Source organism: Bartonella sp. AP7XZML, assembly GCF_042195745.1.
Taxonomy (GTDB): domain Bacteria; phylum Pseudomonadota; class Alphaproteobacteria; order Rhizobiales; family Rhizobiaceae; genus Bartonella.
On record NZ_JBHIOT010000095.1, the window covers coordinates 85,669 to 111,187 of the forward strand.

General features: G+C 37.9%; 20 protein-coding genes and 2 pseudogenes. 13 read left to right on the forward strand and 9 right to left on the reverse strand.

Features of this window, described 5'->3' with window-relative positions; genetic code table 11:
• Positions 1–54: 54 nt before the first annotated feature.
• Positions 55–1,257 carry a pyridoxal phosphate-dependent aminotransferase gene (locus ACFILT_RS07415; protein WP_375679828.1) on the forward strand — a complete coding sequence of 401 codons (1,203 nt, stop codon included), beginning with the start codon at positions 55–57 and terminating at the stop codon, positions 1,255–1,257.
• A 1,161-nt stretch (positions 1,258–2,418) separates the two neighbouring features.
• Here the strand turns inward: ACFILT_RS07415 and ACFILT_RS07420 are convergent.
• Positions 2,419–3,324, reverse strand: a complete 906-nt coding sequence (locus ACFILT_RS07420; RefSeq protein ID WP_273791217.1) for a LysR family transcriptional regulator — start codon at positions 3,322–3,324, stop codon at positions 2,419–2,421.
• Between the two features lie 42 nt (positions 3,325–3,366).
• Positions 3,367–4,323 carry a thioredoxin-disulfide reductase gene (gene trxB / locus ACFILT_RS07425; RefSeq protein ID WP_375679012.1) on the reverse strand — a complete coding sequence of 319 codons (957 nt, stop codon included), beginning with the start codon at positions 4,321–4,323 and terminating at the stop codon, positions 3,367–3,369.
• Positions 4,324–4,633: 310 nt separating this feature from the next.
• Here trxB and ACFILT_RS07430 point away from each other — a divergent pair, with 310 nt between their 5' ends.
• Positions 4,634–6,028 carry a TrkH family potassium uptake protein gene (locus ACFILT_RS07430; protein WP_375631664.1) on the forward strand — a complete coding sequence of 465 codons (1,395 nt, stop codon included), beginning with the start codon at positions 4,634–4,636 and terminating at the stop codon, positions 6,026–6,028.
• A gap of 1,212 nt (positions 6,029–7,240) precedes the next feature.
• Here the strand turns inward: ACFILT_RS07430 and ACFILT_RS07435 are convergent.
• Complete coding sequence (locus ACFILT_RS07435; RefSeq protein WP_375679829.1) at positions 7,241–8,299, reverse strand: glycosyltransferase family 4 protein; 1,059 nt, start codon at positions 8,297–8,299, stop codon at positions 7,241–7,243.
• Positions 8,300–8,316: 17 nt separating this feature from the next.
• On the reverse strand, positions 8,317–8,790 hold the full coding sequence (greA, locus tag ACFILT_RS07440) for a transcription elongation factor GreA (protein WP_007347010.1): 474 nt from the start codon (positions 8,788–8,790) through the stop codon (positions 8,317–8,319).
• A 338-nt stretch (positions 8,791–9,128) separates the two neighbouring features.
• On the opposite strand from greA, the gene ACFILT_RS07445 reads away from it, so the two are divergent.
• From ACFILT_RS07445 to ACFILT_RS07455, 3 genes are all read left to right on the forward strand, one after another.
• Complete coding sequence (locus tag ACFILT_RS07445) at positions 9,129–9,443, forward strand: SH3 domain-containing protein (protein ID WP_375612971.1); 315 nt, start codon at positions 9,129–9,131, stop codon at positions 9,441–9,443.
• A gap of 257 nt (positions 9,444–9,700) precedes the next feature.
• Entirely contained in the window at positions 9,701–12,010 is a 2,310-nt protein-coding gene (uvrB, locus tag ACFILT_RS07450; RefSeq protein ID WP_375679830.1) for an excinuclease ABC subunit UvrB, read from the forward strand.
• A 630-nt stretch (positions 12,011–12,640) separates the two neighbouring features.
• Positions 12,641–13,423 (forward strand): BA14K family protein, encoded by a 783-nt coding sequence (locus ACFILT_RS07455; RefSeq protein ID WP_375638078.1) that lies wholly within the window; start codon positions 12,641–12,643, stop codon positions 13,421–13,423.
• A 69-nt stretch (positions 13,424–13,492) separates the two neighbouring features.
• Here the strand turns inward: ACFILT_RS07455 and ACFILT_RS07460 are convergent.
• Positions 13,493–13,804, reverse strand: a pseudogene (locus ACFILT_RS07460) (MBL fold metallo-hydrolase); the annotation flags it as partial.
• Positions 13,805–13,808: 4 nt separating this feature from the next.
• Here ACFILT_RS07460 and ACFILT_RS07465 point away from each other — a divergent pair.
• Positions 13,809–14,207, forward strand: a pseudogene (locus ACFILT_RS07465) (sensor histidine kinase); the annotation flags it as partial.
• A 469-nt stretch (positions 14,208–14,676) separates the two neighbouring features.
• Positions 14,677–15,300, forward strand: coding sequence for a BA14K family protein (locus ACFILT_RS07470; protein WP_375649438.1), 624 nt, complete (start codon positions 14,677–14,679; stop codon positions 15,298–15,300).
• 70 nt (positions 15,301–15,370) lie between these two features.
• Here ACFILT_RS07470 and ACFILT_RS07475 read toward each other — a convergent pair whose 3' ends face one another.
• The gene (locus ACFILT_RS07475) at positions 15,371–16,021 is read right to left on the reverse strand and encodes an MBL fold metallo-hydrolase (RefSeq protein WP_375612975.1); all 651 of its coding nucleotides are present in this window, start codon (positions 16,019–16,021) and stop codon (positions 15,371–15,373) included.
• 143 nt (positions 16,022–16,164) lie between these two features.
• Here ACFILT_RS07475 and ACFILT_RS07480 point away from each other — a divergent pair, with 143 nt between their 5' ends.
• Positions 16,165–16,869 (forward strand): response regulator, encoded by a 705-nt coding sequence (locus tag ACFILT_RS07480; protein WP_375679009.1) that lies wholly within the window; start codon positions 16,165–16,167, stop codon positions 16,867–16,869.
• Between the two features lie 8 nt (positions 16,870–16,877).
• On the forward strand, positions 16,878–18,218 hold the full coding sequence (locus tag ACFILT_RS07485; RefSeq protein WP_375679008.1) for an ATP-binding protein: 1,341 nt from the start codon (positions 16,878–16,880) through the stop codon (positions 18,216–18,218).
• Between the two features lie 45 nt (positions 18,219–18,263).
• Here ACFILT_RS07485 and ACFILT_RS07490 read toward each other — a convergent pair whose 3' ends face one another.
• Both ACFILT_RS07490 and ACFILT_RS07495 read right to left on the reverse strand, forming a co-directional pair.
• A complete protein-coding gene (locus ACFILT_RS07490; RefSeq protein ID WP_375679831.1) occupies positions 18,264–18,764 on the reverse strand; it encodes a YbjN domain-containing protein in 501 nt (166 codons plus the stop codon).
• Positions 18,765–19,169: 405 nt separating this feature from the next.
• Positions 19,170–19,415 (reverse strand): accessory factor UbiK family protein, encoded by a 246-nt coding sequence (locus tag ACFILT_RS07495; RefSeq protein WP_273791228.1) that lies wholly within the window; start codon positions 19,413–19,415, stop codon positions 19,170–19,172.
• Positions 19,416–19,719: 304 nt separating this feature from the next.
• On the opposite strand from ACFILT_RS07495, the gene lgt reads away from it, so the two are divergent.
• From lgt to ACFILT_RS07515, 4 genes are all read left to right on the forward strand, one after another.
• A complete protein-coding gene (gene lgt / locus ACFILT_RS07500; protein ID WP_375679832.1) occupies positions 19,720–20,598 on the forward strand; it encodes a prolipoprotein diacylglyceryl transferase in 879 nt (292 codons plus the stop codon).
• Complete coding sequence (locus ACFILT_RS07505) at positions 20,573–21,655, forward strand: class I SAM-dependent methyltransferase (protein ID WP_375679006.1); 1,083 nt, start codon at positions 20,573–20,575, stop codon at positions 21,653–21,655. Before lgt ends, ACFILT_RS07505 begins: the two co-directional genes overlap by 26 nt.
• Positions 21,656–21,754: 99 nt before the next feature.
• Positions 21,755–22,546: a peptidoglycan editing factor PgeF gene (gene pgeF, locus ACFILT_RS07510; RefSeq protein WP_375677802.1), complete on the forward strand. Its 792-nt coding sequence runs from the start codon at positions 21,755–21,757 to the stop codon at positions 22,544–22,546.
• A gap of 466 nt (positions 22,547–23,012) precedes the next feature.
• The gene (locus ACFILT_RS07515) at positions 23,013–23,945 is read left to right on the forward strand and encodes a ribose-phosphate pyrophosphokinase (protein ID WP_375679833.1); all 933 of its coding nucleotides are present in this window, start codon (positions 23,013–23,015) and stop codon (positions 23,943–23,945) included.
• On the opposite strand, the gene ACFILT_RS07520 is transcribed toward ACFILT_RS07515, so the two are convergent.
• Entirely contained in the window at positions 23,942–25,441 is a 1,500-nt protein-coding gene (locus ACFILT_RS07520; RefSeq protein ID WP_375611181.1) for a helicase HerA domain-containing protein, read from the reverse strand. The genes ACFILT_RS07515 and ACFILT_RS07520 overlap by 4 nt on opposite strands.
• Positions 25,442–25,519 lie beyond the last annotated feature (78 nt).

The window sequence follows — 25,519 nt, forward strand, 5'->3', positions numbered from 1 at the left end:
AGAATATCCTTAAAGCAATAACCATTTGTTGATATAATATAAGGATTTAAAATTATGGCTTTTATTGCCGACAAACTGTCTCGTATCAAACCTTCTGCAACAATTGCTGCTTCTCAAAAGGCCCGCCATTTAAAAGCATTAGGGCGCAATGTTATTGCTTTAAGTGCTGGAGAGCCAGACTTTGATACCCCAGACAACATCAAAAACGCGGCTATTGAAGCTATTCGAAGGGGAGAAACAAAATACCCTCCCATATCAGGAATTCCAGAATTGCGCCAAGCAATTTCTGCAAAGTTTAAAAGAGAAAATAACCTTCTTTACCAACCAGAACAAATTATTGTTGGTACCGGTGGAAAACAAATTCTCTTTAATGCATTCATGGCAACTTTGAATAAAGGAGATGAGGTCATCATTCCATCCCCTTATTGGGTTAGTTATCCAGAAATGGTCGCACTCAACGATGGTACGCCTGTCTTTTTAGAAACAAAAGCCGAATTTTCTTATAAACTCCAACCACAAGAGCTAGAAGCTGCCATTACCCCCAAAACCAAATGGTTCATCTTTAACTCTCCTTCAAATCCATCAGGTGCCGCTTATACACATAATGAATTGAAAAAACTTACAGATGTTTTAGTAAAATATCCTCATGTTTATATCCTTTCCGATGATATATATGAACATCTCACATATGAGGGTTTTACCTTTGTGACTCCAGCTCAAGTAGAACCAGCGCTTTATGAGCGTACACTCACAATGAATGGTGTTTCTAAAGCCTATGCGATGACGGGATGGAGAATCGGTTATGCAGGCGGACCACAAGAATTAATTAAAGCCATGGATACCATTCAAGGACAGCAAACATCTGGAACAAGTGTCATTTCACAATGGGCTGCGGTTGAAGCACTCAACGGGCCACAAGACTTTATTGCTAAAAATAAAAGTATTTTTCAAGCACGCCGTGATCTCGTTGTCTCCATGCTAAATCAAGCTCCTGGCATTCACTGTCCAACGCCTGAGGGTGCTTTTTATGTTTATCCTTCTTGCACCGAACTTATTGGAAAGAAAACACCCAATGGTCAACGTATTACGAATGATGAAGACTTTGCCATAGCGCTTCTAGAAACAGAAGCTGTTGCTGTCGTCCAAGGATCTGCTTTTGGACTTGGATCAACTTTTCGTATTTCTTATGCAACATCAGAAGAATTACTTGAAAAAGCTTGTATACGTATACAGCGTTTTTGCAACAGTTTAATTTAAAATTTTTAATATCATCTCTTGTGATTGTTTTTTGCCGAATGTTAGTATATCCGAGAAAATATCTGAAACTGTGTCATGGTCTAAATCTATCGATTCAGCAAAAATATCTATGAATAAACACAAAAATAGATGCTGTAGATAAAGATCAAAAAAATTTAGCTATCAAATAAATGAATCGGTCTATTATCATAAGAGATGACAAGCCTATTCTACTTTCTCCATTCAATTTATAACTCTAAAAAAGACCGAGCACTTTTAAACACAATTGCCTTTATAATCAAAGGCCCTTACAATAAAATCTCTTCTATTTCTCAGCTTCTTCTTCGTCCTAAAACGAAGAAGAAGCCACCTCCCATCGTTGTGTAAGCAATCCAGTTTCCTTTAAATTCTATTTAATAACTACTTGTTTTACTTCATAGGCTTTATGAACAAGATCTGCCTTAAATATTCACCTCACATTCTAATAAAAAGCACTTCATGTATAAGGTTTTAAATATTTTATATCACACCCCTAAAAGACAGACTTTTACAGTACAATAGAATATCCCCTCTCAAACTCCTCATTGAATTTTAGTATTCTTAAAAAAATTGTTGGATATCCACCAGTTTCGAAATTTTTTCTTTATCATCTTCCCATATATTGCAATTTCTAGGGACTCTTTCAAAAATTAAAAAAAAGCCGGACATATGTCCGGCAAATTTGGAAAATCCTCAGAGATAAAATCAATCTGATAGATCTTCGTAAGGGAACACTCAAGAAAACGAAACTGGGAGGCAACATAATCAAGAGATAGTATTCTATGTCATTTTATAAGGAAAAGCACAACAAAGACTTAAGCGTATCTGCTATGCAATAAACACATAGCTTTAAATTTGTCTCCATCATGTACCACTCTCTTTAATTAAATAGTAAAAATGTTAACTACACCATCACACAATTGTCCATTTTTCAATATATAATAACCCTCACGGTTGCTAGTATTCATAAAAAACATTTATCCCTCTTTTCAAAAATATTTACCCGTACGGACTCCCTCCACTTTTAATGTGCAACAAATAATTTTAATTGATTCAATATAGGCAAATTTGAAACGAAAGAATATTACGGGAGTCTCAAGTTGCAAAACAGCTAATTATTCCTTATAAATTAAGATATTAATATTAAAAAGACCACTGGCGAGCTTTTAAAAAAATATAATCTCGAAAAGCATTTAACCTTGCCAAATTCTTTAAATTATAAGGATAACAAAAAAAAGTATCAAAAGAAGGAATATCAACCATATCAGGAAAAAGACGCACTAAATGCTCATCATTATTGACGATATAATCAGGAAGCACAGCAATCCCAAGATCACGCATAAGCGCATTCTTTATTGAGATGATATTGTTGATTTGTAAAACTGAAACGCGCAATGATCCATCACTTCTACCAGCCTTTTCCAACCAATTTAAACCAGACAAATAAGGTGGAACAGGTTCACCGAACGAAATAATACGATGCTCATCGAGATCAGACAATTTTTCCGGCTTTCCATAATTTGCAATATACTTTTCCGAAGCATAGACATGCATATGAATTGTAAAGAGTTTTCTTTGTATAAGATCAGGTTGTTTGGGTTGATGTAAGCGAACAGCACAATCCGCATGACACATTGTCAAATCAAGCTCTTCATCGGAAAGCAAAAGCTGAACCTGCATATCAGGATAAAGACTAAGAAATTCTGGCATACGCTCTGCAATCCACCCTGCCCCCATTCCAAAGGTCGAGGTCACACGCAAGTGCCCCGTTGGTTTTGCATAGCTTTCACTTAATTGCAAACGCACACTTTCAAGCTTCATCAAAACATCATGAGCTGTACGATAAAGAGTTTCTCCCTGTTCTGTAAGAATCAAACCACGCGCATGACGTTGAAATAAGGATACCCCAACCTCTTGTTCTAAAGCCGAAACCTGTCGTGAAACGGCTGATTGAGATAAATGAAGTTTTTGAGCAGCATGCGTAAAAGATCCCGCTTCTGCTGCAGCGTGAAAAACCCTTAACTTATCCCAATCCAACGGTGGCGCCACAATTAATTCTACCTCTATATTCTCTATGTTCTCAATGAGTGACTAACGCCTGGGTATATCCAAAAACCGTTCTGCTTCCAACGCTGCCATACATCCTCTTCCCGCAGCTGTTACAGCTTGGCGGAATGTTTCATCTGTCACATCCCCAGCAGCAAAAACACCAGCAATGCTTGTTGCTGTTGAGTCGGGTGCTGTCCATAAATAGCCACCTCGTTTTTGTTTCAGCTGTCCTTCAAACAGAGAAACAGCAGGATCATGCCCAATGGCAATAAATATGCCCTCTGCATTCACTTTCATCTCGTGACCTGTCTTAACATTTTTCAGACGTGCCCCTGTTACAACAGCGCCCATTGAATCTTGAGCTGGCAGCCCCACAATTTCTTCAACCACATGATCCCAAAGAACACGCACATTATTACAAGCCAGCAACCTATCTTGTAAAATTTTTTCTGCCCGAAACTGCCCCCGCCTGTGAACCACGCTTACACTTTTAGCCAAATGCGATAAATAAAGTGCTTCTTCAACAGCCGTATTTCCTCCTCCCACGACAATAACGTCCTTATCACGATAAAAAAAGCCATCACATGTAGCACAAGCGGAAACACCTCCGCCCATAAAGGTCTGTTCACTTTCTAAACCAAGCCAGCGCGCTTGAGCTCCTGTTGCAATAATCAGTGCATCACAAGAATATTGTGTTCCTGAATCCCCATATAAGACAAAAGGATACTTCAACAAATCAGCCTTTATAATTGTATCATAGATAATTTTTGTCCCCATATTCTCAGCTTGTTTTGCCATTTGTTCCATCAACCATGGTCCTTGAATGGGATCTGCAAAACCTGGATAATTCTCAACATCAGTTGTAATTGTTAATTGTCCACCCTGCTGCAAGCCCGTCACCAAAACCGGCTTAAGCATTGCTCTTGCTGCATAGACCGCCGCTGTATAACCAGCCGGACCTGAGCCAATAATTAGCAGACGAATATGCGATTGTACCATTAAATCCCCTTCACTTTATTATAAATTAATTATTCTATAAATGATAACGGAATGCAGCCTTTTAAAAAAATATTTTTCAAGAGCCCTAATTATGTTATGTATACTTCTTTTCAAGTTTTATGAAAAGGTCTGATTACTAATTCATCAAGGCACGCTAATGTTAAGAATTAATCCTTATCCTATAAAGAGAGAAATGTAACTTCTTATGAGCACAAAACCATAATAAAAAGAGATACAAAGATAGGGAACGATCATTTTTCAATTTATTATCAATGTCTGTGCACGTTTTGCCTTAATCATGGGAGGAGCAATGCTTTTGCCAATTTTTGTGGATTTGCACGACAACAATCGTAATTGGATAAGCTTTCTCTATTCTTGTGCCATAACCACCATGTTGGCAACGCTGATTCTTTTAGCAACTAAGGGAGCTACTTGTCGCTTTTCAGCACGGCTTGGCTTTATGCTCACTGTTTGTCTTTGGCTTACAGGAAGCATCGTAGGTGCCTTACCTCTTTATCTTTCTCCTCTTCCCATTTCTCTAGCAGGAGCCATTTTTGAATCTGTTTCTGGAATTACAACAACAGGCTCCACAGTCCTTTCTGATCTTGATAATTTATCGCGAAGTATTTTATTATGGCGTTCTCTTATATGCTGGATTGGGGGCATTGGTTTTATCGGTTTAGCCCTCTTAATTTTGCCTTCACTGCGTGTGGGTGGCGTGCGACTTTTTCATATGGAATCATCTGATAAATCTGAAAAAATATTGCCTCGCATCAACCAAATTGCTAACGGAATTATCATCGCTTATGTTGGGTTAACATTGGCTTGTATGCTTTCTTATTTTGCTGCAGGCATGAATTTATTTGATGCCATTAACCATGCAATGAGTACAGTAGCAACAGCTGGTTTTTCAACGCATGATGCTTCTTTTGGCTATTTTTCTGATACACCAGCCATCTTAATTATTTCAACAATCTTCATGTTGCTTTCTGCTTTACCTTTCGTACTTTATGTTAAATTAGTCCTTCCTGGACACTCCAAACGCTTCCTTGACCCACAAGTGATTGTTTTTCTCCATATCGTTCTCCTTTTCAGCTTTGCTTTAGCGGCATGGCTACGGTTTTATGATCATCGCGCGTTCCACTTGATTTTTCTTGATGTCATTTTTCACCTTTCATCCATTATTAGCACCACCGGTTACAGCGCTGAAGATTATCAACTTTGGGGACCGTTTGCGCTTGGAATTTTCTTTATTGTTTCTTTTACAGGCGGATGTGCTGGTTCTACTTCTGGTGGCATGAAAATCAATCGCCTCATTATTCTTTGGCGTATTACACAAACAAATATAGAAAAACTTCTTTCTCCTAATGTCGTTGTAAAAGCGCGCTACGATCACTCAAATATATCAAATGATGTTGCTCAAGCCGTTTTGTTTTTTGTCTGTCTTTATATGTTTTGCCTTGTTATCGGCACTGCACTTTTGCTTACAACCGGTCTTGACTTTACCTCTGCCTTTACGGGGGTCTTAACCGCACTTTCAAATGTTGGTCCAGGCTTTGGAGATATTATTGGCCCCACTGGTAATTTCTCTACAATCAACGACCATGCTTTATGGATTTTAAGTTTTCTAATGTTAGCTGGACGCCTTGAAATCATAACAATATTCGTCCTTTTTATTCCCGCTTTCTGGCGTGAACAATTTTAATACATAACACTTTATTCTACCAAGATAAAAAGTATGAACAATATGCATAATAATATTCAACCTTCACTCAATCGACCGAAGATTTTCTGAAATTTCAATCAAATTATCATATAGATGATTATACAAGTTAACATAAAAATAATTCGGCAAGAATAATAAAATACCAAAAGCTTTCATATTCATAACATATAACTCTTTGCTCTATTAAGCCCTTTTATCAATAAAAATGGACACATAAAACATCCTTTTTTATGAATAATTTCTAATGCAAAAAATATGAATATTTGCTGATAAAAATATTTTTTCTCTTTAATAGAGTAACATCCTTATGGAAAATAGAATGCCATTCTATTACGAATTCACAAGCTTGTTAAAAAACATCTCATAATACTCATCTTATTCATTTCACGACAATTCTTATGAAAGGTATAAGATCTGATTGGTCCCATCATTTTTACTTAAATAATTAAAGTGCATGCCGAAACCACAACATAAGATACAATTAGCACCATCATATTATTTTTCTGCTGTTAATGTTGCAACAGACTGCATTTCAGACAATTTATAAGAAATCTCTTTACACCTTGTCTTCAATAGTTTTTATCCACCACATGCCTTCTTCCAATTGTGATGTACAAGAAGATAGCTCTCATTGTTAATATCAACAGATTTTACATGAGAAAATCTTACGGTACTCAAAGCTCTTATTCAAATTGAAAAGGTAAATTATCTATAAAAATCATATATATATATATTGATCTTAAATCCATCTTATTATGAATTTATTGAAAATATGTACGACTATTTTATCCATGGAGATACCATCATTATCTTTTTAAGACAAAAAAACGTTTTTTTTGCTATCTATTTAAGTCTTACAAAACGAACAATATCAGCACGACCCCGTATAAGATAGTGCATAAATCCCCAGACTTGAGTTAAAGCATTATTTTCTTATTCTAAAATATCAATGAATAAAAGTAGCTTTCTTCTCTCCTAGTATGCTTTATCATAAACTACATATCGCTCTCAAGCGTATACATTTTTAATCTTTTATCCAAAATTTTGGGAACTTCTTATAGTGTTCTACTAAAGACAATATAAATTTTGTAAAATAACATTTATATCATTGAGCTGTTTTCTTGATAACTATGAAAAACCTTTAAGGAAAATACTTTTTACCATTCCTCAAGAAGATTTTTGATATAATAATCAAAGTCTTTTTTCTGCAAACAGTTCTTTGTAAACACTTTCAATCTTGCTTGCCTCTTTTTCCAAAGGAAAGTGCGTACGAACATGGGTTAAAGCTTTCTTTCCGGCGGCCAATGTTTTTTCTACATCAGCAAAATAAGGTTCAATTGCTGCTGTTAAAGCCGCTCCATCTCCTGCTTGAACAACCGTTCCTGTTCCCTCGACCACCAATTCTTTAAAAATTCCTACATCACTCGCCACTACAGCCGTCTGTGATGCCATTGCCTCCAATGGTGTCAGACCAAAACCTTCCAAACGAGAAGGAGTTACATAAAGTGATAAACGGCGATACCACACAGGTATATCAAGCCTTTCACCAAGAAAAATAATGCGGTCGTTTAAACCAGCTTCAGCAATCTTCTGTCGTAATTTCTTTTCAAAACCATAATGCTGTTCTGTAGCCCGACCAGCGATAAGTGCTGTCCATTCGGGATAGTCAGGCAATAATGCTATCATCGCGTCCACAAACAAATCAGTACCCTTTAAATAGCGCACGCGCCCAAAACATCCTACCGCATATTTTCCTGGCACCCCAGTTGCTGGAAAGTAATCATCAGGAATTTTGGGGGGTGAAAAACGCCTAATATCCACTCCATGCATAATAACCTTATGAGGCACTTCTAGATAGGTTCCCGTACATACACTAGTAGCGATAACTTTATCCATACGACGAAGCAACCATTTGGTAAAAGGCTTGTGTTCGCGTCGAGATGCCGAAGTAAAGATGAGTTTAAGCTTCATTCGCAAAACATCGCGCAAAAAGATCCCACAAAGCATCTCAATATTGCGTCGTGCATGCCAAATACGAAATGGCTTCCCTTTCGGACTTTTCCAAAGTCCGAAAAGGTCCTTAAAGGCAAGTGTCGGTAAAGTTCGTGGTAAACCAAACCCCAAAGTGGATATACGCACACCCTGTTCGCGTTGCAGTGGAATAAGCTGAATAATCGTAGATGTTACTCCCGACAAACGCCTTTTAAAGTGAGGCGCAATAATTTCAGTTTCGTCCAAAGATACACGCATAATAATCCATATGTTATTTAGATGTACTGAACCTTAATGATCTCGTAATTATGCGCACCACCTGGTGCATTCACCTCAATCACATCACCTTCTTGCTTGCCAATAAGTGCACGTGCGATAGGCGAAGAAATAGAGATTTTACCAACCTTTACATCAGCTTCTTGATCTCCTACGATCTGATACACTTTTTTTTCTTCAGTGTCCTCATCCAAGAGTTTAATGGTTGCGCCAAATTTTATTTTGTCACCTGAAAGACGCGAGACATCTATAACTTCTGCTCGTGCGATATAATCTTCAAGCTCATTTATACGCCCCTCATTATGACTTTGCGCTTCTTTAGCTGCATGATACTCAGCATTTTCAGATAAATCACCATGCGCACGCGCCTCAGAAATTGCTTCAATAATTCGCGGACGCTCCTGTTGTTGACGCCAACGCAACTCTTCTTTAAGACTCTCAAAACCAGCTGTAGTCATCGGAACTTTTTCCATAATCCGTCCCTTTCTATTACACGGAAGGTTTAATAAAAATACAAAAAACGGCTTCCAAAATTACTTTTGGAATCCGAAAACTACGATCTTTTTTATTATATAGTACAGTATCGCTGTTTTCCATATAAAAATAAATAAAGGAAACAAAACATGCACAAATAGTGATTAAAACATCTCATTTTGGTGTTTAAAACGTTAAACTTCACTCTTCTCTTTAAAGTGTCCTAAAGAAGAAAGAATTGTATTTTTTTCTGTTTTATCATAATCTAGTAAAAGAAATTATATAGAATATGAAGAGAGAAGGATAGAAAATCTCTAAAGAAATTCTTTACAGAAAAATGAAAAAAATCGTCATTTTTTTTATGTTTGGCTCTTTCTTTTTAGCCACAACAATATCAGAGGCAGCAGATGCTTTTGTTACGAGAAATCTTAATTTTAGAACAGGTCCCAGCACTCAATATGCACTTTGCGGCTTAATCTCTGCTGGAGAATTAGTTTTTGTTAAAAACTGTGAAGGAAATTGGTGCCATATCCGATATAACACTCAAATAGGTTGGGTGTCATCTCGTTATCTTTCATTTAAAGATGGAAATGATCTTTATCACACATATACAATGTCTTTAATGCCCAAACGTACCGATTATTCTCCATAACAGCCATAATAACTTATGCCCTCTTAAATATCATCATGGCAAAAATGCAATAGTGTTCACGAACAACCACAAATATGCTCCTTCCAAAGAAATACTTCGAAGAATTTGTCTCATAAAAACTTGATCAATATCCTAATGAAAGCTCTAATAAACCAAAATAAATCTGTTCAATAACGTTTTGCTGTTGTCGTAATAAATTTGTAAAAATTAGTATTTTCTTTAAAATCACCAGCACTTTTCTATCAAAGGATACAACAATGAAAAATGGTGTTACTGCAACAGTAGAAGCTCTTTCTGCTCTTATTGCTTCAGGTAATCCTCTTTTTAAGAATGGTGCATTATGGACACCTCACCGCCCCATTCGTCCTGAAAAATCTGAAGGTGGTATTCCATTTCAACTCGAAACATCTTTTAAACCAGCGGGAGATCAACCTCAAGCCATTAAAACTCTGGTTGAGGGAATTCAAAAAAATGAACGTACACAAGTGCTTTTGGGTGTTACCGGCTCAGGGAAAACCTATACAATGGCCAATATCATTGAAAAAACACAGCGTCCAGCTCTGATTTTAGCTCCCAATAAAACTCTAGCAGCGCAGCTTTATGGGGAATTTAAAAGTTTTTTTCCCCATAATGCCGTCGAATATTTTGTTTCCTATTATGACTATTATCAACCAGAAGCCTATGTTGCACGCTCAGACACTTATATTGAAAAGGAATCCTCAATTAATGAACAAATCGACCGGATGCGTCATGCTGCAACACGCGCTGTCTTAGAGCGTGATGATGTTATTATCGTCGCATCTGTCTCCTGCATCTACGGAATTGGTTCCGTAGAAACCTATACGGCCATGACCTTCGAAATAGAAAAAGGAGACAAACTCAATCAACGAAAACTCTTGGCTGATTTAGTCTCTCAACAGTATTATCGACAAGATATCAACTTCGTTCGTGGTTCCTTTCGTGTTCGAGGGGATACAATCGAAATTTTCCCTGCCCACCTTGAAGATCGTGCTTGGCGTATTTCGCTCTTTGGCGATGAAGTGGAAACAATTACGGAATTTGATCCTCTCACCGGACAAAAAACAGGCGATCTTCAATCAATTAAAATTTATGCCAACTCACACTACGTAATACCACGCCCAACACTTAACCAAGCGATGAAATCTATCAAAATGGAACTCGTTCAACGCCTCGATGAGTTGAACGAAGCTGGACGTCTTTTAGAAGCACAACGTTTAGAACAACGTACAGTTTTTGATTTGGAAATGTTGGAAAGCACCGGTTCATGTCCGGGAATTGAAAATTATTCACGTTATTTAACAGGACGAAATCCCGGTGAACCACCCCCAACTTTATTCGAATATATTCCACTCAATTCTCTTGTTTTTATCGATGAAAGCCATGTAACCATTCCCCAAATTGGTGGTATGTACCGAGGTGATTTTCGCAGAAAAGCAACCTTAGCAGAATATGGTTTTCGCCTCCCTTCTTGTATGGATAACCGTCCTTTGCGCTTTGAAGAATGGGATGCTATGCGCCCACAAACGATTGCTGTCTCCGCAACACCTGGACGGTGGGAAATAGAACAATCTCACGGTACTTTTGCAGAACAAGTTATTCGCCCCACAGGGCTTGTTGACCCACCAACAGAGGTTCGTCCAGCCAAAAATCAAGTCGATGATGTTGTGAATGAAATTCGTAAAACAATTCAAAAAGGCTACCGTACATTGGTGACAGTTCTCACAAAGCGTATGGCCGAAGACTTAACTGAATATCTCCACGAACAAGACATTCGTGTACGCTATATGCATTCTGACATTGATACATTAGAGCGCATTGAAATTCTACGCGATCTTCGGCTTGGCATCTTTGATGTCCTCATCGGTATTAACTTGCTCCGAGAAGGCTTAGATATTCCAGAATGTGGTTTTGTTGCCATTCTAGATGCCGATAAAGAGGGCTTTTTGCGCTCTGAAACTTCCCTCATACAAACAATCGGACGTGCTGCACGTAACGTAGATGGCCGTGTTGTCCTCTATGCAGATACGATCACTGGTTCCATAGAACGAGCCTTACTGGAAACACAAAGACGTCGACAAAAACAAATAGCCTATAATGAAGAACACCATATCACACCGAAAAGTATCAAAAAAAATATCGGAGATATTCTTAATTCAGGCTATGAAAACAACCATATTCATACAAATATCCCTGATGTCATCGAGAAAAAAAATATGGTTGGCAACAATTTAGCATCTCATATTAAACACCTCGAAAAATTAATGCATGAAGCAGCTGCTGATCTTAATTTTGAAGAAGCAGCACACCTTCGCGATGAAATCAAACAATTACAAAAGATAGAACTAGAACTCACGGAAAATCCCTTAACACATCATAGCGAACAATCCACCCATGAGCGCGTATTACAACCAAGTCTTTTCTCCAAACCAGACCTTGCACACATGGGACCAACTATGGACACTGGTATTTTGGAAAATCAAAAAGGAAAATCTCGTAAAAACACCCCTAATCAAGCAACAATAAAACGAAAAAAACGCAATCAATGAAGGAGCAAAAAATTTCAAACCGCATAAAATAATCTTCAGCTCTTCTAAAAAAAGACGAAAGCTCAAAAGCAAACAGCGTTATCCGAAAAATAGACAACCTCCAACATCAAGGGTGCTTCAATTTGTCTAAAACAACATGAGAGAGAACATTTTATAAAAAATTTCTAAAATATATTATATTTATACAGTTATACTCTGATATCTAACTCAATATTATTTATCCTTACAAGAAAATATTCAAATAGGACACTGTCCTATAACACAAATAAAGTAAAATAAGACTTTATCATAGCACCATAAGCCTATGATAAAAAATGATAACTTTTATTCATATCCCTATTGTTCAATTCATATTGTACCAAACAATAAAAAATTATCCCTAAATAAAGAGTTTATATTCCATAGTAAAAAATCGTGGACTCTCAATACAAACTTATTAATTAACCTCAAGCAGAGTACATTAATTGAAATCAAAATTCTGTTATGATTTCATTTTACTGTCTCGGCGATAGATTTAACTAAATAAATTTTTATTTTTTTTGTCACAATAAATCCCAAAATTGTTCAGGCTCTATTCAGTTTGAAACGTGTAGGATGTGAAAAATACGAATTTACACAAGGAGCATCATTATGAAAAAAGTGATCAGGTTAGCGGTATTATCAGCAATGTCAACTGTGACCGTTTTGATGCCGCTAAATGCAACGCTTGCGGATATGGCATGGAATCGTAGTGACTCTATCTCGAGAGAAATAGATGATATGATGAGGAAGATGCGTAAAGAAACAGATGATGCGATAAGGGAAATGAGGAAGAAAGCTGATATTCTGCCTTGCGGTTTTTCTCGCTCCCATTGTTCTGATAAAAAACGTAGCTTTTTATCTGATGATTTCCAAAAGTTTGTTGATGATTTCCACAAGAGTTCTGATGACGACAAGAGAAGATTTAAAGCCAAACATGAAAGGTCTGTAGCCAAACAGAGTAAGACGGAACAACAACATCACCACCACCACCACCACCATTATCATCATGTTGAAAACAAAACATATCATTACGTCGAGCGCAAAAAGACAAAACACAGTAATATTCATATAGATAACTCAGGAGATGCTTTAGCGGTGGGTATTCTTGGTCTTGCAACAGGTACGATTCTTGGTACAATTTTAAAAAAACCAGAACAGCCACAAGTGGTTTATCAAATAGTACCACAAAATCAGGTAATTTATCAAAAAGTTCCGCAAAATCAAAGAGTTTATCAAGTGCAGCAAACGGTGGCATATGAGCCACTCCAGCAATCATTAGAATCTGATTGGCTTAACTATTGCAAGAAAAAATACCGTTCCTTTAACCCTAAAACAGGGACCTTTCGAGACCGTAATGGTTTGGAACACATTTGTTATGCCCCAATAAATTAACTTCTGTTCCGTCCTACTAAAAAAGTTTTAAATGGCAAAAAAAAACGCTTCAAAGCGTTTTTTATTTGCTCATATATTAAAATCTTGAAGAAAAGGATTATTTTGGCGCTCATAGCCTATGCTACTTTTGGGATCATGCCCACAGATAAAACAAACATCATCGCCTAAGGGTAAAACTTTTTCTCGAAGGGATTGCATCAATTTTTCATAAGAACAGAAGGGGAAGTCCGTACGTCCAATAGAACCACGAAAGAGAACATCACCCAAGAAGGCTAAGCACTCTTTTTCATTGAAATAAATAACATGACCAGGGGAATGCCCCAGTGTATGTAAAACCCTAAACTTATGTCCAGCAAAATACACACACTCACCATCTTCTAACTATATCGAACAACGCACCACGATGCTTTCGGGTGTAAGCCATGATTTAAGAACCATTCTCACCCGTTTTAAACTTCAGCAAACATTAGCAAATACTGACTTTGATATTAAGCAGCTTGAACAAGATGTGAGCGACATGCAAAATATGTTAGAAGATTACCTTGCTTTTGCCCGTAGTGAAGAAAGTGAGTGTGTTAAAACTTTTGATTTAAATGCTCTTATGCAAAAATTCTCTACCGATGCACATCTTCACAAACGCCAATTTTCCTACACCATTGAAAGCCCTACACAAATACAAGCACGTCCACGTGCCTTCACGCGTCTCATCAGCAATATTGTGTCAAATGCATTTTGTCATGCCAATACTGTCAAACTAACAGCCATATCCCAACAAGAATGTTTCCCATATATCAAAAAAGTTCCCGCAATATATTATATTTATACAGTTATAATATGATATCGAACTCAATATTTAGCCTCACAAGAGAGTAGTCAAACAGGACTGTATTCAATCACACAAATAAGGTTCTATGTTAGCACCATAAGCCTATAATAAAAAACGATAACTTTTGTTCATACACCTATTGTTCAATTCATATTGTATCAAGCAATAAAAAGTACTCATCAATAAATAATTTATAACCAATAGTAAAAAATCTGGTGCTCTAAATACAAGCTGCTTAATTAACCTTAAGAAGAGTACATTAATTGAAATCAAAATTCTGTCATGATTTTATTTTACTGTACCGGCAATGTTTTAACTAAATGAATTTTTATTTTTTTGTCACAATAAAGTCCAAAATTGTTCAGTCTCTATTCAGTTTGAAACGTGTAGGATGTGAAAAATACGAATTTACACAAGGAGCATCATTATGAAAAAACTCTTCAGATTAGCGGTATTATCAGCAATGTCTACTGCAACCGTTTTGATGCCATTAAATCCAACGCTTGCAGATATGGCATGGTATCATAACTATGACATGAGAAGGGAGGCTGGTTTACCGTCTCACAATTTTAGCTCCCATTTTTCTCATAGTGAACATCACTCTTTTGATAATCCCCACACGCGTCATTATGTTAGCCATAAATGGGGAGCACAACAACACCATCATGTTGAACACAAGACATATCATTATGTCGAGCGCAAAAAGACAAAACACAGTAGTATTAATATAAATAACTCAGGAGAAGCTTTAGCAATGGGCATTCTTGCTCTTGCAGCAGGTGCACTTCTCGGCAAAATTTTTAAAAAATCAGAACAGCCACAAGTTGTTTATCAAACCGCACCACAGCATCAAATTGTATATCAACAGGTTCCACAGGAACAGATAATTTATGAAGCTCCGCAAACGGTGGAATATGAGCCAGTACAACAATCATTAGAATCTGATTGGCTTAACTATTGCAAGAAAAAATACCGTTCTTTCAACCCTAAAACAGGAACTTTCCGAGACCGTAATGGTTTGGAACACGTTTGTTATGCCCCAATAAATTAACTTCTGTTCTGCCCTACTAAAAAGTCTTAAATGGCAAAAAAAAACGCTTCAAAGCGTTTTTTTTATTTGCTCATATATTAAAATCTTGAAGAAAAGGATTATTTTGGCGCTCATAGCCTATGCTACTTTTGGGACCATGCCCACAGATAAAACAAACATCATCGCCTAAGGGTAAAACTTTTTCTCGAAGAGATTGCATCAATTTTTCATAAGAACAGAAGGGGAAGTCCGTACGTCCAATAGAACCACGAAAGAGAACATCACCCAAGAGGGCTAAGCGCTCTTTTTCATTGAAATAAATAACATGACCAGGGGAATGTCCTGGGGTGTGAAAAACCTTAAACACATGTCCAGCAAAATGAACGCACTCACCATCTTCTAACCATTGGTCAGGAATACAGATGCAAGCATCAGTGATGCCATAATTTTTTGCGCTTTCGCTCACGGCATCCATCACAGGCTTATCATCGCGATGTGAACCGATAATTTTTACATTAAGCGCTTCTTTCACTTGCATTGCTGCTCCTACATGATCAAAATGACCATGTGTTATCCAAATAGCCTCAACGATAACACCATTCTTTTCGATTACGTCTTGAATTCGTGGCCAATCACCACCAGGATCAACGAGAACCCCCGTTTTACTTTCACTATCAAAAAGCAAAGTGCAATTTTGTTGGAATGTCGTAACTGGAATAATATGTATATTAAGACTACCCATAATATCCTTTTCAAAAATAACTTTTTTAAATTTATAAATAAAACTTTCTTTCCTTTAAGGTAAAGGTGCTGCTCGACAGCTTTATACAACTTATGTAAACTTGCATTTTGTGTAAACTAAATTTTTATCAAGGTTTTTTAAGAATGAGCAATCACGTTCAAGTTTTGTGTGACGATGCCCCTCACCTTCTTGTGATTGATGACGATACACGTATTCGCAATCTTTTATTTCAGTTTCTCATTAAAAATGGATTTCGTGTTTCAGTTTCAGCTAATGCGAATGAAGCAAGACGACTGTTAGCAAGTTTAGATTTTGATCTTCTTATTGTTGATGTCATGATGCCTGGCGAAAACGGTATTGATCTCACTCATTCACTCCGCCAAACAAAAGATGTCCCTATCTTTATGTTAACAGCTTTATCAGAAATAGACAATCGTATCCGTGGATTAGAAGCAGGGGCAGATGATTATCTGGCTAAGCCGTTTGACCCTCGTGAACTTCTCCTTCGCATCAACGCCATTTTACGACGTGGTTTTCCCCCTCACCAACCCAAAATTGAGCAAATAGTTTTTGGTCCTTATATATTTTCAATTTCACGACGCGAACTCAAAAAAGGAGGAGAAATTATTAAATTAACAGATAAAGAACAAGAAATGATGATCATTTTTGCCGAAAATGCAGGCGACACAATTCCGCGCCATAAATTCGCGACCGATGACAGCAATATAGGTGAACGTGCCATTGATGTGCAGATCAACCGCCTTCGTCGTAAAATCGAAAAAAATCCAGCACTGCCTATATGGCTCCAAACCGTGCGAGGAATAGGGTATAAACTCTCTATTGAATAGGCACAAGAATGATCAAACCTTTAAGATTTTTTCTTCGATGGTTAACGAAAAAAATGCCTAAACGGCTTTATGCTCGCTCTTTGATCATTATCATTGCTCCCATGGTGCTTCTGCAAACGGTCATTGCTTATGTCTTTATGGAACGCCATTGGCAAATGGTAACCGAGCGTCTTTCAACGGCTGTCGTGCATGATATTTCAGCCATTATTGATATTCTTGAAACATATCCCCAACAAGATAACTATGAAGATATCAAGCGTATTGCACAACAACGTATGGGATTAAATATTTCTATTCTATCTCCTACCTCCTTACCCCCTCCAGGACCTAAGCCATTTTTTGCAATTCTTGACTATTTTTTAAGTGAAGAAATCACCCGCCAAATTAACCGTCCCTTCTGGATCGATACCGTAGGAGATTCTGATCTTGTTGAAATCCGTATCCACCTTGGTCACAACATTTTACGCGTCTTTGCTCCACGCAGCCAAGCCTATGCTTCCAATACTGCTATTTTTTTAAGCTGGATGGTAGGAACAGCTCTTGTTTTATTGCTGATAGCAATTTACTTTTTACGCAATCAAATCAAACCGATTCAACAATTGGCTGAAGCAGCAGAAAGCTTTGGACGCGGTCGTCCTTTACCAAAAGGATTTCAACCACAAGGAGCTGATGAAGTCCGTCGTGCAGGCATCGCTTTTTTACGCATGCGTGAACGTATTGAACGCCAAATTGAACAACGTACCATGATGCTCTCAGGAGTAAGTCATGATTTAAGAACCATTCTTACACGCTTTAAACTTCAGCTGGCATTAGTAAATACTGACTTTGATATTAAACCGCTTGAGCAAGATGTAAGTGACATGCAAAATATGTTAGAAGATTATCTTGCTTTTGCTCGTGGTGAAGGAAGTGAAAGTGTCAAGACTTTTGATTTAAATGCTCTTATGCAAAAATTCTCCACCGATGCTCGTCTTCACAAACGTCAATTTTCTTACACCATTGAAGGTCCTACAGAAATACAAGTACGTCCCCGTGCTTTTACACGCTTGGTCAGCAATCTTGTATCAAATGCATTTTGTTACGGCACGACCGTTAAACTAACCGCTAACTCTCAACAAGAATCTTTTATATTAATAATCGATGATAATGGACCTGGAATTCATAAAAATATGCGCACAGAAGTTTTTAAGCCATTCTTTCGACTTGATAAAGCGCGAAATCAAGATGCAAGTGGAACAGGACTTGGTCTTTCTATTGCTCAAGACATAGCACGCAGCCATGGTGGCAATATACAATTAGATGAGAGCCCACTCGGGGGAGTGCGCGCTATTCTTAATGTCCCCCTATGAGCAATATTTCCGCAAACCGTCTGTAAAAATAACAGACTGTATATTTTAGGCATTCCCTACAGTTTCAAACAAAGTGTACTGTAGTGCCTTGTAAGCACTTTCTCCCGACAAAGCAACCATCTGAAATGCAACATAATGGCTTTCACAGGCTTTAAGTGCATGTATCAACAATGTTTCAACCTGTATATGAGATGGATGCATCCCACCAGCCAAAAGAAGACCTTGTCGATAAATAACTGAATTATTCCTTTGCCAGTAATCAAAATGTCCCAACAACAACTTTTCATTAATTGCTAGCAATAAGCGCTGTATTTCAGCTGTTCGAGCATTTTTAATAGAAAGATCAAACGAACAAGCTAAATGAAGTGCTTCATGCTCTTCCATCCATGAAAAAGCAAGACGATAGTTTGCGCGTCTTCCTTCCACACAAACGCTAATTTCATCTTGTGCATCCCGCTCAAACGACCAATCATATTCACAGGCAATCTGTTCGATAAAGTCAACAGGGTGCTCTTTTCTTTCTGTGGCGCAAAATGCAAGCCTCATCACAATCCTCAATCATCTTAAAACATTGTCAACAGAATATAAACCGTCTAAACTGTAACAATATTTTGCTACAATCAGAACCTTTACACCAAACAAATACACATAAAAACATCGACAGTACACAAACACCCAGAACACAATCGCGCTGTTTAGGGCAACCTGATAGTCATAAAACGAATCATCAAGTCTTTTCAGTGTATTGATACAATTTCATAGCGCCAGCCCCCCTGATTCAAAAAAATGTACTTTACCCCCAAAAAAAATCAAAAATAAACAAATGCTCCGCTCTAACAGACTCAAGATTAAGCATTTTTTAGTTTCACGCATCATATTGAAAAATTGGGGATATTTTTTTGAAGATTCTTTTTTTAAAACTATTTTACTTTTTTGTGTCTGCGTTTTTTTTTAATCATCTTTTTTTAAATCATCAAGGCGTCTTTTCAGATCAGCGTTATCAGCATGGATTTTCAGCACCATCTCCTTAAAAGTCTCAAACTCTTCGCGAGAAACAAGATCAAGTTTGTTTGCTATCTTTTCAGCCTGCACACGAAAAGCTGTTCCAGCTTCACGTCGTATGCCTTGCGCAACGTCAGCAGCATCCGTTGCTAATTTTGCTAATTCATCAAGAATACGATTTGATCCATTACGCATAACCTTTTTCCTTAAATTTTAATTATTGACGCACGCATTATAGCGTATTCTCATAACATTTAGATACTGTAATTTGTTCCTTTTACTCTATATTTTACATACTGTGCAGATTTTTCTTAATGATTTTGTTTAAGATTTTTTAATATTCCTTTTATCACCATATTTTTACCACGATAAATCAGTGGAAATCTATCTCCCTTTCTGACTAGCCTCCCTACTGACTTGACCATTGTGTATTCATCTGTCATTTCTGACCATCAGAGTCACTTCATATTCATCTCGTATAATGTAAGATGCTTAACTCATGAACAATTTGTCTTGTCCAGCCATTGCTTTTCCGTCTTTTCTTGATCCTGTTATTATCCAGCTAGGTCCCGTAACACTTCATTGGTATGGACTTGGTTACGTGCTGGGTATTCTTTTTGCTTGGTGGTATGCGCAAAAATTATTAAAAAAAACATCTCTATGGTATAGAGGCCACCCTCCTATGGATAAAGAAAAGATCGGAGATTTTGTTGTCTGGTCTGCCATAAGTGTTGTTGTCGGAGGGCGTTTAGGACAAGTTCTTGTATGGGATCCCATTTACTATTTTAATCATCCAAGTGCTATTATTGCCGTATGGGATGGGGGAATGTCCTTTCATGGCGGACTTATTGGTATTATCATTGCTATGATCTGGTTTGCCCGTAAAAATCATATTAACATACGAGCCATGTTTGATATCATTGCTGCAGGTGCTCCTATTGGTATCGGCATTGTACGAATCTGCAACTTCATTAACCAAGAATTATGGGGTAATATTACTACACGTCCTTGGGCTGTTTGTTTTCCTCTCGATCCTTACTATTTACCGCGCCATCCAAGCCAGCTTTACGAAGCATTTATGGAAGGATTTCTTCTCTTCATCATCCTGTGTCTTCTTATTTTTGGGTTCAAAGCATTAAAACGTCCCGGTACTGTATCAGGAACATTTATTATAGGCTACGCAGTAACACGCAGCATTTCTGAAATTTACCGTGCGCCTCAAGAAGATCCAGAATGGTTTTCGACTCTTTTCCATTCTACTGGTTTTACCTATGGCATGGCTTTATCTCTTCCCATGCTTCTTGTAGGGTTTTATCTTCTTCTCCACGCCTTTAAATATAAATCGACAGAAAATGGCCAATCTCAAAGAAAAAATTAAAGAAATTATTGTCCTTAATGGACCAATCACTGTTAGCCAATATATGACGTTGGCACTCACCGATCCCCAATTTGGTTATTATCACACACAAACCCCTTTTGGACATGCTGGTGATTTCATTACAGCACCTGAAATAAGCCAATTATTTGGAGAGATGATTGGCATTTGGACTCTTGCAAGCTGGAAAGCTCAAGGGTGCCCTCACCCTTTTATTCTCGCTGAAATAGGTCCAGGACGAGGAACTTTGATGGATGACATTTTGCGAACTATCCAAAAGCTCTCTCAAACGGCATTTAATGCTGCTGAAATTTTTCTGATCGAAATAAGCAAAAAACTTGCAAAAGAACAAAAAAAACGCCTTTTCTCTTATCAAAAACAAATCCATAGCATTGAAAATTTTAATCAAATTCCTTCAAAACCTCTCTTCCTCATTGCTAATGAATTTCTCGATACACTCCCTATCAACCAATATATTAAAGTCAATGGAGAATGGAAAGAGCGCCGCATTACAGTCAATCAAAATGGAGATTTCATCTTTATTGCTGCCCCGCATAAACTTCCCTCTTCTTGTCTACAAACCTGTTGTTCTAAAGTGCCTGACGGAACAATTTTTGAACATGCCCCCTTACGGCATCAATTCATGCAACAAATCAGCCACCATTTAGTGCAAGTGACAGGTTCTGCTTTACTTATCGACTATGGTGCTTGTGAGCTTGCCTTTGGCGATACCTTGCAAGCACTCTCAAAACATAGATTTCGTGATGTTTTTGATGCCCCTGGTGAACATGATTTAACATCCCATGTTGATTTTTCTTTTTTAAAAAACATAGCTCTTGAACAAGGCTGTTTTGCTGAAATCTTAGAGCAAGGAGAATTTCTTTTTAAAATGGGGCTACTGGAGCGCGCAAACCAGCTTGGAGTTGGCAAAAGTGCTCCTTTGCAAGACAAAATCCGCCAAGACATCGAACGGCTCGCTGGTCCAGATCAGATGGGAAAATTATTTAAAGTTTTACATTTCAGTGATAAAAACATCTCCATACCTCCTCAATTTTGGTGATCGGCGCTTTTGTCAATAAGCACATCATTATCTGAAATATTCATTGACAAATATGAACATCTCCATCCTCACTTTAAATAATCTCCATAAGGAACTTTTATGAAATCTATCCCTCATCCCATTCTTGCAAAAAATCTTTCTACTTTACACCCCCATGGAATAAAACATGGATTTTTTACACGTCAAGGTGGTATTTCAAAAAATCTTTATCATAGTCTTAATGTTGGGAAAGGTTCAAATGATCAACTTGAATATATTGTACAGAATCGTCTTTTGATTGCCAATTATTTTTCTATTGAAGCGCAAAATTTAGTCACAGTTAATCAAATACACTCCTGTAACGTTGTCGTAGCTCATCAAGCAACTATCGGTGCACCTCCTCAAGCTGATGCTCTGGTTACAACCACCCCAGAACTCGTTATTGGGGTTCTTACAGCAGATTGCGGCCCCATTCTGTTTGCTGATCCACAAGCTAGAGTCATCGCTGCAACTCATGCTGGCTGGCGTGGAAGCTTAAATGGAATTATCGAGAAAACAATTGCTGTTATGGAAAAACAAGGAGCCAAAAGACAATCAATAACAGCAGTCCTGGGACCTTGTATTGGCCCCTATCACTATGAAGTAACAAATGAATTTTACGACCAATTTATTGATTACCACAGCAAATACCAAAAATATTTTTTAAAAACAGACAAAATAAATCGCTTTTATTTTAATCTATGGGCATTTATTATAAACCAACTCAAAGAAGCAGGTGTTAATGCTTCTTGTGTAGAGCTTTGTACCTATCAAGATGAACAGCGTTTTTTCTCCTATCGCCGTGCAATACACCGTAACGAACCCGATTACGGACGGCAAATTTCTGCTATTATGCTGAAAAACAAAAGATGAGCCCCTTTTATGCTTGAGAACAATACCAAAACTGCAAAACTAAACTTTTTACCCAAATGGAAAAATAAACCCCATTGTACTTTGCTTTTTTCACGAAATTATCTAGCAGCCCATAAAATATGATAGCCTTCGCTATGATCATTTTCAATGTTTGGTTATAATGATTGAAGGCAAGATGATACTTCTTTTATTACTCCCCTTCATTCATCTTAAATATGAAGCATTCCCCATATTGAAAGTATTTTTATAAAGTAATAACCAAAAAGCTTAATCAATATATATACCGCATGGAGAAAAACTTTGCTCTAAAAGTAATAAACTTTTGGAAAAAGAGAAAACATACTGCATAGCTCTTTAATAATAATCGATAAAATTGTAAGGCTTTTGTAATTGTTCTCTTGCAATTTAATAAAAAGAAATTAAAAACCGTGTCGCATTCCCACCATGATGATTCAGAGGTTCTACTATGAAACTTTTCTGCGGAAATTCTAATCCACGCCTAGCTGAAGATGTTGCAAATTATTTGAACATCCCCTTAGGCAAAGCAACTGTAAAGCGCTTTGCTGATCAAGAAATTTTCGTAGAACTGCATGAAAATGTACGTGGACAAGATGTTTTTGTTTTGCAATCTACATCCTATCCCGCAAATGATCATTTGATGGAATTACTCATCATGATTGATGCCCTTCGTCGTTCTTCTGCGCGTCGTATTACAGCTGTTATCCCCTATTTTGGCTATGCCCGCCAAGATAGAAAACCAGGACCACGAACTCCTATTTCTGCAAAACTTGTTGCCAACCTCATTACTGAAGCAGGGGCCCATCGTGTTTTAACATTGGACCTTCATGCAGGACAAATTCAAGGTTTTTTTGATATCCCTACGGATAATCTCTATGCTGTTCCTGTCATTTCTCGCGATGTCAAAGTGCATTATTCTCTTGAAAATGTTATCGTTGTTTCACCTGATGTGGGTGGTGTGGTTCGCGCTCGCTCGCTCGCCAAGCGCTTGAACAGTTTGCTCGCTATTGTGGATAAACGTCGCGAAAGCCCCGGTGAATCAGAAGTTATGAATATCATTGGAGATGTATCGGGAAAAGATTGCCTTTTGCTTGATGATATTGTTGATTCAGGTGGAACTTTATGCAATGCAGCAAGTGCTCTGCTTAAACATGGTGCCAATAGTGTCACAGCTTATATCACGCACGGTGTTCTTTCTGGTAATGCAATCGAGCGAATTGCCAATTCAGAGATGAAAGAATTGGTTATTACAGATTCAATTATGCCAACACAAGCTATTGAGAAAACCCTTAATATTCGTGTTTTGCCCATTGCCGACCTTATGGGAGAAGCAATAGCAAGGACAGCAGCAGAACAATCGGTTTCCAGCTTATTTGGTTAAAGTGGTTCCTTGGGGTCTCCCGGTGCTGTTTCAACACCAAGATCAGGAAAGGCAACAATACGTTGACCACTAAAATGCGTGTGAATAACAATAAGTCCACGCTCTTCAAAGTAGGTTAAAAGTCGGCGTGCACGGCTTAAAGAATGAGTCCCATAAAGACGTGCTAAAAATGCATCAGATGGACATGGCTTTCCCCCTAATGCGGCCTGTGCCACGTTCAAGAAGACTCCTTGAACATCTTCTTCCAAACTTTCTGATATCTGCAAAATATGTTTCCAATGTTCACTGACAGCCGTTTGTTCATCAACAAAAGCCTGAGCAATAGCCAATTTACGCCGAAATTGTGAAAGATTAAAAGGAACCTTTGACATACCATGGATACGACAACGAACTGAAAAATCTTGATAAAGCACCGCTGTTGAACGATAAAAAGCCTCAGAATCCTCAAGAATCTCCCGAATAATATGTTCTGCTTGGCCGTCACGCTCAACATCAGAAAGTTCAGGAAATAAACTCGGGTTTTCTTCCAACAACTCTTGTTTTTTATGCACTACCTCCTCTAACATCTCGTGCATTGACTTTTCCCTCATCGGCTCTCGTGTTTGTTTAAATGGCGTTAAAATTTCCTCTGGTGAAGCAGTAAAAACGAGCTCTTGCACATCATCCCGCTCTGTTGGAAGTGGCATTAATTTAGGGCTAGAAGAGCGTGCCAAAGTTTCAACAGAACCGATAATGATTGGTAAGGGACGTCGTGATAAAGCAGGGCCTAAAGCTATAAAATTTCCCCGTTCAAGATCTCTAAACATTTCCGCTTGGCGACGCTCCATTCCCAAGAGATCAGCAGCGCGCACCATATCAATATCTAAAAAAGTCCGCCCTATTAAAAAGTTTGAAGCTTCCGCAGCAACATTTTTGGCAAGCTTAGCCAAACGTTGTGTCGCAATAACACCAGCAAGACCACGTTTACGTCCTCGACACATAAGATTGGTCATAGCGCTCAAAGAAATTTTACGCGCTTCATCAGAAACTTCTCCTGCTGCAGTTGGAGCAAACAATTGTGCTTCATCGACAACGACAAGCATAGGATACCAATAATCACGTTCTACATCAAACAGTGCCCCAAGGAAAGCCCCTACAGCACGCATCTGTTGTTCAGTATCCAAGCCTTCAAGATTAAATACCACTGAAACTCGATGTTGTCGAATGCGATGGGCAATACGAGTCAATTCTAATTCACTACGTTGAGCCTCTACAATAACATGACCAAATTTATCTGCCAAAGTTACAAAATCGCCTTCTGGATCAATTACACAATGCTGCACCCACTTAGCACTTTGCTCCAGAAGACGGCGTAAAAGATGTGATTTCCCTGAACCAGAATTACCTTGTACAAGAAGACGTGTCGCCAATAATTCTTCCAAGTCAAGAAGTGCTGGCATCGATTTATGCAAAGCACGACTCTCTGACATCTCACCCAAGGCAATCTCAACCTTCATAACATCTCCAGTGTTTGATTTTGAACATATCAGCGCCAGCACATATTGAGCACATATTGGTTGATTCTCCATCCACAC

Bases quoted from the DNA above. Each gene is read 5' to 3' on its own strand.
- ACFILT_RS07415 (WP_375679828.1), top strand. From the start codon at position 55: ATGGCTTTTATTGCCGACAAACTGTCTCGTATCAAACCTTCTGCAACA.
- trxB (WP_375679012.1), bottom strand. From the start codon at position 4,323: ATGGTACAATCGCATATTCGTCTGCTAATTATTGGCTCAGGTCCGGCT.
- ACFILT_RS07430 (WP_375631664.1), top strand. From the start codon at position 4,634: ATGCTTTTGCCAATTTTTGTGGATTTGCACGACAACAATCGTAATTGG.
- ACFILT_RS07435 (WP_375679829.1), bottom strand. From the start codon at position 8,299: ATGCGTGTATCTTTGGACGAAACTGAAATTATTGCGCCTCACTTTAAA.
- greA (WP_007347010.1), bottom strand. From the start codon at position 8,790: ATGGAAAAAGTTCCGATGACTACAGCTGGTTTTGAGAGTCTTAAAGAA.
- ACFILT_RS07445 (WP_375612971.1), top strand. From the start codon at position 9,129: ATGAAAAAAATCGTCATTTTTTTTATGTTTGGCTCTTTCTTTTTAGCC.
- uvrB (WP_375679830.1), top strand. From the start codon at position 9,701: ATGAAAAATGGTGTTACTGCAACAGTAGAAGCTCTTTCTGCTCTTATT.
- ACFILT_RS07455 (WP_375638078.1), top strand. From the start codon at position 12,641: ATGAAAAAAGTGATCAGGTTAGCGGTATTATCAGCAATGTCAACTGTG.
- ACFILT_RS07470 (WP_375649438.1), top strand. From the start codon at position 14,677: ATGAAAAAACTCTTCAGATTAGCGGTATTATCAGCAATGTCTACTGCA.
- ACFILT_RS07475 (WP_375612975.1), bottom strand. From the start codon at position 16,021: ATGGGTAGTCTTAATATACATATTATTCCAGTTACGACATTCCAACAA.
- ACFILT_RS07480 (WP_375679009.1), top strand. From the start codon at position 16,165: ATGAGCAATCACGTTCAAGTTTTGTGTGACGATGCCCCTCACCTTCTT.
- ACFILT_RS07485 (WP_375679008.1), top strand. From the start codon at position 16,878: ATGATCAAACCTTTAAGATTTTTTCTTCGATGGTTAACGAAAAAAATG.
- ACFILT_RS07490 (WP_375679831.1), bottom strand. From the start codon at position 18,764: ATGAGGCTTGCATTTTGCGCCACAGAAAGAAAAGAGCACCCTGTTGAC.
- ACFILT_RS07495 (WP_273791228.1), bottom strand. From the start codon at position 19,415: ATGCGTAATGGATCAAATCGTATTCTTGATGAATTAGCAAAATTAGCA.
- lgt (WP_375679832.1), top strand. From the start codon at position 19,720: ATGAACAATTTGTCTTGTCCAGCCATTGCTTTTCCGTCTTTTCTTGAT.
- ACFILT_RS07505 (WP_375679006.1), top strand. From the start codon at position 20,573: ATGGCCAATCTCAAAGAAAAAATTAAAGAAATTATTGTCCTTAATGGA.
- pgeF (WP_375677802.1), top strand. From the start codon at position 21,755: ATGAAATCTATCCCTCATCCCATTCTTGCAAAAAATCTTTCTACTTTA.
- ACFILT_RS07515 (WP_375679833.1), top strand. From the start codon at position 23,013: ATGAAACTTTTCTGCGGAAATTCTAATCCACGCCTAGCTGAAGATGTT.
- ACFILT_RS07520 (WP_375611181.1), bottom strand. From the start codon at position 25,441: ATGAAGGTTGAGATTGCCTTGGGTGAGATGTCAGAGAGTCGTGCTTTG.